Raw genomic sequence first — 10,736 nt, 5'->3', positions numbered from 1 at the left:
CATATCGCGAAACACCGAATATGAGTCATTGCTAAGTCTGATTCTACATGACCCATATCACCAAAACACAAGATATGAGTCAATGTTAAGTCCGATTCTACATGACTTATATCCCCGTAAATCAGATTATGAGTCAAGCAAAAGCCTGGTTCACCGGCTGAACTGTTACCATTTCAATACCTACCGGTATCTCTCCGCCATACCCTCAATATCCTCGCGGATCTTCTCCCTGAGGCTTTCCGGCTCCAGGACAGTGACCCTCTTCCCGTACTGCAGCGCCCAATACTCCATTGCCTGCTCATTACAGTAAACATGAATCTCCATCATATCCACGCCATCCTCTGTGTACTTTTTCATTATCTGAAAATCTTTTCCGAACCAGTCCACAAGATCATTCATGAACTTAGCATCGGTCTTCAGAAGCACGCTCACAGAATTGCCGGAAAACATATAAACATGCTCAGCCATATGCTTGGGAAGATTAAGCCCGTTTTCCATACCCTTTATAAGCCTGGTATCCTTTATGGGCTCCTCCAGAAGCTTCATCTCAGTCATCCTGTCTATACGAAAATGAGATATAGTGTCATACTTATCGTAATTTCCCACGAGATAATAGTGACCGTTGGACATGACCACCTGATAGGGATTAAAGATGAAAGGCTCCTTCCTCGTGGGATGCATCTTGAAATCCGTGCCGTAGACATTGTAAATAAAAGAAATCTTCCGCTTTTTGGTCATGGCATCATCAATGATATCCAGATTTATCATCACCTGCTTGTTTTCGGTATGCTGAAGATCCGTATAATTCTCGATATAGGATAAATGTGGCGAAAAATACTTATTACCCTTATTTTTGAGCTTTTCGATAAGTGCCGCGGACTGCGCCCTGGTAACACCCTTTGAAAAAATAACCGAATTAATCAGGAGCTGTAGTTCCGCATCATCAAATTCCCTTGAAAGAAGACAATACCCATCATCAATACTAATGTCATAGCCCAGATCTATCAGGTACTCCGCATTGTTCCTGACAGAACGCCTGTCACATTCAATACCGTAATTATCTTTAAGCAGTTTTAATATCTCCTGCTGTGTAAGTCTGTGATCCCCATCCGTATATTTTTCCAATATCTCAAGGATCAGCATATTAAGCATTTTCTTATTGCCTCTGCCCTCGTACATATTTACTCCTTATATGGCTTTCCATCCAGTATCGCTTCCATCAGTCGGTCCTCTTTATCATATACGAGTTTCAACGAGAAAAAGCTGTCCCTCTCCAGAAGAAGCTTCAGGAATATGCGGTCCCCCGGCCACACATTTAGCTCAGACACATCACTTTTGTTCACCCATTTAAGCTCTCCTTCATCACATTCTGTCTGTTCCCCGGTAAAACCGTCAGCTGTGAAAAGATGCATGTATTCCGACTCTGCCCTGCCGGATATAAAGGTTACTATCCCCCGGTATTTCCAGGAGGTTAATGTATATCCCGTTTCCTCCATCACCTCTCTGACCAGGCACTCCTCCGGACTCTCATCCTTTTCAAATTTTCCGCCTACTCCGATCCACTTGGCGTGGTTTAGGTCATTCTGCTTCTTTGTCCGGTGAAGCATGAGGTATTTATCATCCTTTTCTATATAGCAAAGAGTTGTGAGTATAGCCATTTCTCCTCCGTTTTTACATTTTCAAATATTCCGAAAGAATCTTCCCTAATGATAATAATTTTACCAAAGATATCTCTGCCTGTCTCAGTTTTAACGAATTGAATATTTTTTTAATCACAAAAAAAGCGGCCTTCCATATAGGAAAACCGCTTTCGTAATTTCATATATTCAATTATTCTGCATCTCTGCTGCTAAGTGCAAGTCCCATAGAATCAAGCTTTCCGAGAATCTCATCGATAGACTTACGACCCATGTTACGAACCTTTGAAAGATCTTCAAGATTCTTGTTGCAAAGATCTCCAACAGTATTAATGCCGGCTCTCTTGAGACAGTTATATGAACGAACACTAAGCTCAAGCTCATCAATGTTCATATTCATAAGGTCATTGGAATCACTGCTGCCTGCATCCTCAACCTTAACTTCGTTATCTGTATCAACATCCATATCAGCAAAAAGCTTAAGATGTGAATCAAGAATACGTGCTGACAGTGAAACGGCATCATCCGGAGCCATAGTTCCGTTTGTAGTTACATCAAGAGTAAGTTTCTCTTCGTTTGTACCTTCGATAGGATCGATAACGATATTGACCTTTACTACAGGACAATAAATAGAATCCACTGCGATAACACCGATGGCCAGATCGCTGCGGTCACGTGTGTTTGCACCGTCATATCCACGACCCTTAGTTATCTTTATCTCAATATAAAGTCTTGCTTCTTTTCCGGAAAGTGTAGCAATAACCTGATCTTTATTAATGATCTCTACTTCAGAAGAAACCTTGATATCAGAGCCGCGAACAACTCCTTCACCGGCATAATCAATATATGCCATAACCGGATCATCGCTGGATGATGTATTTTTAATAGCAAGCTTCTTTAAATTAAGGATGATATCACTTACATCTTCCTTTACTCCGGGAATTGATGAAAATTCATGATAAACGCCCTCGAACTTTACCTCACTTACTGCAGCACCAGGCATAGAGGAAAGAAGGATACGTCTTAATGAATTACCGATGACTGTACCTTCGCCCTTAGCAAGCGGAGCACATACAAAACGTCCGAACTTCTTATCATCTGTGATTTCCTCAACTTCAAGAACCGGTTTGATTTCTACTGCCATTAGCCCACCTCTTTATATTAAATCATTGAAACAAATTTCTTTGCATGATCATAAAAAGTTTCTGTCAAAGAACATACTATCTCTATTATTTTTAGAATCAAGCTATTCTATTATAGCGTGTTTTTTTTGCATGTCTAGGGTTTTAAGAAAATTTATGAAAAAAGTGGATGCTATTTATTGCATCCACTTAAAAACGTAGTAAAATTTTATCTTTATAAGAAAAAACCTCATATACAAAGATTTCCGGACAGCCTCAAAAAAATCTTATGCTATCTCAACCAGCTTTCCTGAATCATCAAAATTGAGACTTAACTGACCCTTGAACTGAAGATTTCTCTTTTCTATCTTGCTGACTGTCTTGTTATATGTAGCAAAACGATCAAGTGTATCCTTGTTCTCTATATAAAGCCTGATATGAGTTATTCTCTTTCCCTGAAGTCTTCCCTTAACAAGTTCCCCTTTATCTGTTATACAGTCATAGGTAACTGTTATATCGGTATATTCATTGATCTCCTTTATGGCCGGTGAAAGAACTCTCTGCTTGAAATTGCCAAAAGCACTGTAAACGTCTGCCATGAGGTTTTCCCTCAATGTATCGATAGGGATATCTACATGCCCCTTATAAGCATAGGACTTTGCAAGCTCATATAGTCTCGGAGAATACTTGCTTGTCATGGAAAGTATGTTATAAAGCTCATATTCCGTAAAATTGTTCTGAAGACCAAGAAGATATGTTTTTATACGACTGTCAAGAAGGAGGCTTATGGTTCCCTTTCGTTCATTATACTCAGGCTCATTGAACCATCTCAGCTTGATAACTCTGTTATCAATATTTACCCAGAATGCCTTTTCATCAATGGAATCGATCATATTCCTGAAATCACGATAAACATTCTTCGGATCAATACCGCAAAGCCTCGCAAAATCAAGTGCACGGATCTCATACTTTTTAAACTCTTCTTCACCGGGTTTTATTAAGGTGATAACAAAGTTTACAAGCTTCTGCTCATTAGCAGTAAGATTATACTTGGCTTTCTGTATGAGTGCGTTATCTTTTACAACAAGATATGTTCGTTGATCCTCAACTTTTTCTTTTTGCGTTTTAAATGCTGACATTTTTAAGAACTCCGTTTCTTTCGCATGTCAATATAGTAAAACTCTTAAACTGAAAAATCAATCACCGTAATTTTGTTATATCTCTATTCTGACCTGAATTTCCTGAAAAGGTAAAAATTATTGCATTATACTGGCCTTATAACCTCAAAATCTGCATCTCAAAGACATGTTATTATGCTTTTCTGACTCGCTTTCCGCACGCGCAGGATTGTATTTTTTTATGTTTTGTTTTTTTATTTTATATATTTAATATTATATATATTTATATTATTTAATAGCGGATCACCGCAGAATAACGTTATTTTTTGTCCACATAAATAACAAAAACACGGTAAGGCATAACAGATTAACGGTGACTTCTAACATAATAACGGCAAAAGATAACAAATAAACGGTAAAAGCCCAAAGAGGTCTTTTTGAATACGGCGACAAATATTAATAACCGGGAAAAAGGAGTTTATGCATGTGGAGGTCATGGTTATATTGTCAAAAAGCACTAATCGACCATCTGATTTTTGTCAAAAACGTCTTATAACAAAATTACGGTGATTCTAATAGACAGATAACATCATTACGGTAATTAAGGTAAAAACATAACAGAATTACGGTAGAAACCTAAGGAATCAATTTTACCGTAATTCTGTTATAAACCTGTCTTTCAGCAGAGCAAATAACATTAATACGGTCAATCGTAAGAAATACTTAAGCCGTAAATTTGTTACAAGTTTTCCGGGAGTCTTCTTTTTGATGAACTTTATAACAGATATACGGTGATTAATACCTTTATTGGAAAAAAATAAATCAATGAATTCAGACATATAACAAATACACGGTATAAAAACAATGATTTAATTATATTTTAATGGTTCAGAAGATTTTTATGGATTTTGGATTATAACAAATAAACGGTATCCTTCAAATAATGAAGAATACCGTCAATATATATAGGTTTCAACCGTGAATATGTTATAAAGTCTGGATTTAAAACCGTAAAACTGTTATAAGTGGTCTATATCATTTAGTAGAAAGCCGGAGAGATATTTTTAACTAACTGCTCTCCGGCTTCTATCAGGTTCAGATGTCAATCTTCTCCAAAAGTGCCTTGATATCCTCTGAGGGCTCAGCCTCCTTGAGATGCCATACAGCGTATTTTACAGCATTGGAAGGAACATAATCGTCCTTCAGCCACTCTTCCAGAACGCTCAGAGCCATCTGTCTCGTGCCGTTTACAGGAGAATTAAGAGAAGCAACTATAAAATCCTCTCCTTCTCCCGCTGAATCAGAAAGATTCTGTACCAGGAAACTTAGCTGATGATAAGGTCTGTATTCTTCTCCTGCTCCGAGATTATCCTTTGGTCCCGAAGCCATCATATCAAGTGGCAGCTTCTTTCTGAAAATGGAAAACACTTTGGAAAGTGTTTCACTGTTTTTGGGAAGAATGTCTACGAGAGAAGCATTGGCACTAAAATCCTCTTCCATGGCTGCAAGAACTTCTTTGGTGCAGTCTATATCCATACGTTTTGCAAGGCGGAAGTCTTTATTTTCAGTTAAAAGCCTTGATGCGAAGTCCTTTAATTCCTTCGAGTTAAGGATATTCTCAAGTTTTTCGCCAAGCTTTCCGCTTTCATTAAAGATGTTCCGGTTAAGATAATCCCTGAGATCAAGTAAAGTACTGAGAGCTTCAGTAGTCTTTACCCTGTGTTCTGATTGTGTTATATAGCCTGAAAGTATTTCTGTGCGGTCTGACATTGAGGAAATACCCTGGAGAGTTCCTTCATCCAGAAGTCCTTCAATGATGGGACGTGCCAGAAGATAATCATCATCATTAAAAGCAGGATTCAAAAATACTTTACCAAGGTTTATCTTCTCTGCTACAGTGCGTGCAGAATATGCGGCACCTACATTGTTCCTTACACCTTCGCGGAACAGCCAGTCCTTGATCTTTCCGGAGACAGCATCAATATGTTCAACACAGTGTATGCGGCCCCAGCCCTTTGTATGCTTTGCAAAATCCAGGATAGCTTCATTTCCGTCCTTCCAGGTTTCAGCTACCATTATGGCAAAAAGGGTCAGTTCTTCGGATCTTGAAAGTGTTTTAACAACATTCTTTACAGCTTCATTATCATCGGTATCCATCATCTCAAAAAGCACAAGGGCAAATTTGAGTGCTTCCGGGTTATTGGTTTTGATGATGATATTGGCGGCGAACTGAAACACTGCTTCGGCATCTATGTTTCCGGCGTTATCATTGACCCACTTCTCAAGTTTATCAACCAGCGGAAGCATGCGGACCTCCGGTGTGGAGAAGAAGGAATCAAGATCATATTCTGCCGACTCAAAATCATGCTGCGAAGCTTCATTTATGACGTCGATAAGTGTTTCTTCATCGCTGTCATCCTTCATATCGTGGTAAAGGTACATGCCGTCCAGGGCACCCTCCACAAGGCGGATGCCAAGTTTCCCTGAGGAAGTATCCCTTGATATACGGAAGTCCTCAGGAAGAGTGTCATCCGGTCTCAGGTTATCGCAAATTGATTCATATATTGAATTTGACATTGAAAGTTGCCTCCGATATCAATAGCCGTAATGCTCACGCTGTGTGTCTTCGTCGTAAACCTTTTTATAAGCTGCTGTTCCCTGATGCATTATCTTTATGAGATACCACTCGACACCTTTGATGGTCACCATCTCACCTACTTCCTTCTTTGCGAAAGGATGGCTGGGAAGGTTGATTCGGGTGGTTACTTTCTTTTTTCCATCAGAAATGACAATGTAATCTCCCTGCTGTGCGCCGGACTTGGCTTTAAGCTTTGTTTTGAAAAACGGACGCTGGCTGTTTTTGCCGGACTGGTGGGACTTTTCGTTTTTGGATTTGTTAAAAGGACGTGGTTTCTTATTATTCATTTATCACCTCAGAAATCATGTGATCGGCGGTTTTTTCGCCAATATAGTTTTATGCCGTGAATTTGTTATAAGTTATAAAATCGAGTAGGGAAAAACGCCCTACTCGATTCACATGTGCTTTTGTACAAGCACAACGCACGCGTGACAGCCTTATCGTGAAAAAAACAAGAGCTTTCTGTGATTATAACAGAAAGCCCTCTATAAGTATCTAATCAGTTCTCAAGGAATCCGTCAAGCTCGCGCTTATATTTCGGATTCTGGAGTTTATGTAATGCTTTATTCTCGATCTGACGGATACGCTCACGAGTAACATGGTACATGGTTCCGATCTCTTCAAGAGTTCTCTCGCGGCCATCCACAAGACCATATCTCATCTCAATGACTTCACGTTCACGCTCACTGAGGTTTACCAGAATCTTTTCAAGCTGCTGCTTCATCATTACATTATTAATATTCTGTTCCGGTGAAGTTATCTTGTCATCGGCTATAAATGAGCCAAGATCTGAATCCTCATCCTCTCCCACCTTGCTGTCAAGGGAAGCAGGACCGGCATCGTAGTTGATAACCTCCTGAATTCGATCTTCAGGAATGTCAAGTGCTTCACTAAGATCATGAGTTGTTGGCTCATGTCCAAGCTCTAATGCCAGCTGACGAGAGGTTTTCTTTATCTTATTTATGAGCTCCACCATGTGAACAGGTACTCTGATGGTTCTTGACTGATCGGCAAGGGCTCTTGCTATCGACTGACGGATCCACCATGTTGCATATGTAGAAAGCTTAAAACCTCTGTCCGGTTCAAATTTCTCTACTCCACGCATGAGGCCAATGTTTCCCTCCTGGATGAGATCAAGGAAATTCATACCACGGCCGGTATAGCGTTTTGCGATAGAAACCACAAGTCTCAGATTACATTCCACAAGCTCCTGTTTTGCAGCCATATCGCCGTTTTTGCAGCGGATTGCAAGTTCACGTTCACGTTCCGGAGTAAGGAGCGGATAGCTTCCGATCTCTTTAAGATATATACGTACAGGATCGTCAGCGGAAACATTTTCCAGATTTGTCAGAGCCTCCATATCCAGGGCTCTTACTTCCTTATCTTCCTCAGAAAGCTCTTCGTCAGATATATCCTCGTCAGAAAAGTCGTCTCTTTCCGAATTGATACTTGTCAGTGAAGACTCTTTTATTTTTGCGATGGCATCAGAGTTGTCATCAAACTCACTATAACCACTGTCTTCCGGAGAAGTTACATTATAATCATCTGAATCAATGAATATAGTGTGCTTTTCCTCCAGAAGTGCTCTATCATTTTGTATCATAAAAACTTCCTATTATCCCCATTTATTACTTCTAAACAGCCTTGCTATTTTATTTTGAAAACAAATATATTGCAAGACATAAGGGGGATATTTAGGAAAATAATACATAAATCTTATTTATGATATATATAAATTTGTGCACAAAAAATCCCGGTAGGCGTCCCGGGATCTTTTATAAAAGGATTATAATTTGAAATTTGTAAAAAAAGGATCGTGCATTTATTTCGTTTCTTTTCTTAACTTGATTCTAATATACACAATCCTTGAAAATAGTGATTGAAGAAAAACGAAATCTCTGATTATGAAATTCTTAAGACGTACATTAAGAATTTATGAAGGTGATTTTGACGATAGAAGAATCAGGTTTTACCGTTGTTTTTTTGCGCTGTACCTTAGTATCTCCTGCATTATAAATGCAAGGATAAGACCGCCTCCGAAGCCGCCTACATGGGCCATAAAGTTTATGTTAGGATCCATGCGTCCTGCTATCAGAGAAAGGGTAACGGAAATAAGAACTCTCTTAATGGGGAACAGCTTTCTCAGGCGTGGGTTCATGGCAAACAGTATAAATACTGAGAGAAGGCCAAAGATCGCTCCGCTGGCTCCGGCTGAAACTACAAAATCCTGTGATATTCCTTCATATAACATGGTCAGCATATTCCCGGATATTCCGGAAAAAATGTACAGGACAAGATAGAGAAAGTGTCCATAATAGTGTTCTACATAGGGGCCCAGGGCAAAAAGAGATATCATATTACTGCCCAGGTGTTCTACTCCGAAATGAAGAAACATAGAGGTGATAAATCGGTAAAGCTGACCATCATAAATAACATAAGGCGTGAAGAAGGCGCCAAAAGCGAGGGAAGTTTCTATATCTTCACTTCCCCCAAGGATTTCTTCAGCGATAAAAACTATCACATTAAGAGCTATAAGATAGTAAGTTACATAGGGCGCCCATCTACGGGGTGTTTTAGCATTAGTGTTTTCCATAGAAATGATTATATTACACTTAAAAGATTATTACGATGGTATCTTTCGAAGCATTCAAAACATAGGTGCAGGAACTTACGTTTTCAAGGTAATTGTAAATCTTATGTTCCGTAAACAGCTTGTTTGTGACTTCGGACATGATGTCAGCATTGGCAGTTCTGAACTGGACAAGGTTTTCTCCGTTGTTCTGGGCGGAACTTATCTTTGACCCGATTGCTTCGATATCAGAACTTGAAAAGTAGTTACCGGTGTAAATGTAATAATTGTCATTGTATGAAGAGCAGGTGGGAACCGGAATATTTGCATCCGGAGTGTGATTTACATACATTTCGTCATCCGTAAGTCCAAAATAGGAATAGTTTATGAAGGAGGTTGCTGAATCCTCGGTTGAGACCGTTGATTCTCCGAAGGTCACATCTATCTGGTACCAGCCTCCGTCCATGAGGATCACATTCCATGCATGAGGACCATTTTCTGCATAACCTGTAACAAGTATAGACGGGATACCCATGAGCTGGGACAGGTACTGGAGGGTTTTTGCGTAACCATTGCATACGGAACGATGGTAAAGAAGAACTGAAATGATATTCTGGTTCTCATCTGCACCTTCTTCATAGTCGGTAGTATTGACAATGTGATCATACAGATACTTGATCTTTGTGTAATCATCCGTTGAAGTTCCGTCCTTGAAGCCGGGAACTTCCGCCAGCAGGTTTCCGATCATCTCGGTCAGAGAGGCTTTATAGGAGGAAACCTCCTCTTCCGACAGGGTATACTGCCCTTTCACGGTTATGGAGGTGACAACACCGTTTATGGATTCCACGGAATAATGTATTCCGCTTGTGTAGAAAATTTCCGGATGGTCTGACATAACATAATTGTAGACAGTATTCAGTTCTTCGGAATCAAGAGTTGATACAGCCCGTTCTTTCCGGTTTGTTATAGAATCAAGAATCTCCCTGTAAACCGTCTTGCCATTGTCACTAAGAAGATTGTAACAGTAGTAGCCTGCCTGGCTTTCATCTGTAATGTCACCGGTATCACCAAATCTCGCATCCAGGCTTTCCTGAAGATCCTTAATGATTCCTGTATTATCCTGAGTTTCCTTTGAAACATCGGTCTCTTCCGAGGGGGGAATTACTTCTCCTTCGGAAGAAGATTCTGCAGGTTTGTTGTCTGGTGTCGGATTATCTGCCTTGGGCAGTGAAACATCTCCTTTCAAAAGGGTCTTAAGTGGTTCGGGTAAAGAAGAAATCAGGTCACCGATTCCAAGCTGTTCCGAATAATAAGAAACTACGTAGTTAACAATAGTCAGGGGCGACCGGTTATAGTATCTGCCAAGCCCTATAAAAAGAACGGCGGTTAAAAATAAAATACAGAGAAAAACAGAAAAACAGCCTCCACCGGTGTTGCGACGTCTTCGCTTTTTCCTGTGGCGCTGTGGTGTCTCATTATATGGGTCTGTATAGTCATAATGTCTATAAGGGTCTCGCATTAATCAAAATCCTTTCTGTACCTGCCCACGATCTTCGATCGCGGGAGCCGCGCGGCTTTGAGCGGTTCAAAAGAATCCGTGAGGATTCTTTCTTTATTGCCTGTGACAAATAGTATAAACTTTATAATCAAAAT

The 10,736-nt window shown here is 39.9% G+C and carries 9 protein-coding genes; all 9 read right to left on the bottom strand.

Annotation, left to right across the window (positions count from 1 at the left end; genetic code table 11):
• Positions 1-180 precede the first annotated feature (180 nt).
• The 9 genes from T357_RS0115585 to T357_RS20530 all read right to left on the bottom strand — a co-directional run bounded on the left by T357_RS0115585 (position 181) and on the right by T357_RS20530 (position 10,602).
• Entirely contained in the window at positions 181-1,179 is a 999-nt protein-coding gene (locus T357_RS0115585) for a helix-turn-helix transcriptional regulator (protein ID WP_031554655.1), read from the bottom strand.
• Positions 1,180-1,181: 2 nt separating this feature from the next.
• Entirely contained in the window at positions 1,182-1,658 is a 477-nt protein-coding gene (locus T357_RS0115580) for an NUDIX hydrolase (RefSeq protein WP_031554653.1), read from the bottom strand.
• A gap of 172 nt (positions 1,659-1,830) precedes the next feature.
• Positions 1,831-2,781, bottom strand: a complete 951-nt coding sequence (locus T357_RS0115575; RefSeq protein ID WP_029199875.1) for a DNA-directed RNA polymerase subunit alpha — start codon at positions 2,779-2,781, stop codon at positions 1,831-1,833.
• A 264-nt stretch (positions 2,782-3,045) separates the two neighbouring features.
• On the bottom strand, positions 3,046-3,897 hold the full coding sequence (locus T357_RS0115570) for a replication initiation protein (RefSeq protein ID WP_031554650.1): 852 nt from the start codon (positions 3,895-3,897) through the stop codon (positions 3,046-3,048).
• 1,074 nt (positions 3,898-4,971) lie between these two features.
• A complete protein-coding gene (locus T357_RS0115565; protein ID WP_031554648.1) occupies positions 4,972-6,453 on the bottom strand; it encodes a hypothetical protein in 1,482 nt (493 codons plus the stop codon).
• Positions 6,454-6,471: 18 nt separating this feature from the next.
• Positions 6,472-6,801 carry a hypothetical protein gene (locus T357_RS0115560; RefSeq protein WP_031554647.1) on the bottom strand — a complete coding sequence of 110 codons (330 nt, stop codon included), beginning with the start codon at positions 6,799-6,801 and terminating at the stop codon, positions 6,472-6,474.
• Positions 6,802-7,013: 212 nt separating this feature from the next.
• Positions 7,014-8,117 (bottom strand): sigma-70 family RNA polymerase sigma factor, encoded by a 1,104-nt coding sequence (locus tag T357_RS0115555; RefSeq protein ID WP_031554646.1) that lies wholly within the window; start codon positions 8,115-8,117, stop codon positions 7,014-7,016.
• Positions 8,118-8,483: 366 nt separating this feature from the next.
• Positions 8,484-9,107: a rhomboid family intramembrane serine protease gene (locus T357_RS0115550; protein WP_044917167.1), complete on the bottom strand. Its 624-nt coding sequence runs from the start codon at positions 9,105-9,107 to the stop codon at positions 8,484-8,486.
• A gap of 19 nt (positions 9,108-9,126) precedes the next feature.
• On the bottom strand, positions 9,127-10,602 hold the full coding sequence (locus T357_RS20530; RefSeq protein ID WP_031554644.1) for a transglutaminase domain-containing protein: 1,476 nt from the start codon (positions 10,600-10,602) through the stop codon (positions 9,127-9,129).
• Positions 10,603-10,736 lie beyond the last annotated feature (134 nt).

The sequence above is a fragment of the Oribacterium sp. FC2011 genome, from assembly GCF_000701645.1.
Classification (GTDB): domain Bacteria; phylum Bacillota; class Clostridia; order Lachnospirales; family Lachnospiraceae; genus Oribacterium.
This window is presented reverse-complemented; position numbering and strand designations above follow the sequence as displayed.

Excerpts from the sequence above, each read along its gene's own strand:
- T357_RS0115585 (WP_031554655.1), bottom strand. The coding sequence starts at position 1,179 with ATGTACGAGGGCAGAGGCAATAAGAAAATGCTTAATATGCTGATCCTT.
- T357_RS0115580 (WP_031554653.1), bottom strand. The coding sequence starts at position 1,658 with ATGGCTATACTCACAACTCTTTGCTATATAGAAAAGGATGATAAATAC.
- T357_RS0115575 (WP_029199875.1), bottom strand. The coding sequence starts at position 2,781 with ATGGCAGTAGAAATCAAACCGGTTCTTGAAGTTGAGGAAATCACAGAT.
- T357_RS0115570 (WP_031554650.1), bottom strand. The coding sequence starts at position 3,897 with ATGTCAGCATTTAAAACGCAAAAAGAAAAAGTTGAGGATCAACGAACA.
- T357_RS0115565 (WP_031554648.1), bottom strand. The coding sequence starts at position 6,453 with ATGTCAAATTCAATATATGAATCAATTTGCGATAACCTGAGACCGGAT.
- T357_RS0115560 (WP_031554647.1), bottom strand. The coding sequence starts at position 6,801 with ATGAATAATAAGAAACCACGTCCTTTTAACAAATCCAAAAACGAAAAG.
- T357_RS0115555 (WP_031554646.1), bottom strand. The coding sequence starts at position 8,117 with ATGATACAAAATGATAGAGCACTTCTGGAGGAAAAGCACACTATATTC.
- T357_RS0115550 (WP_044917167.1), bottom strand. The coding sequence starts at position 9,107 with ATGGAAAACACTAATGCTAAAACACCCCGTAGATGGGCGCCCTATGTA.
- T357_RS20530 (WP_031554644.1), bottom strand. The coding sequence starts at position 10,602 with ATGCGAGACCCTTATAGACATTATGACTATACAGACCCATATAATGAG.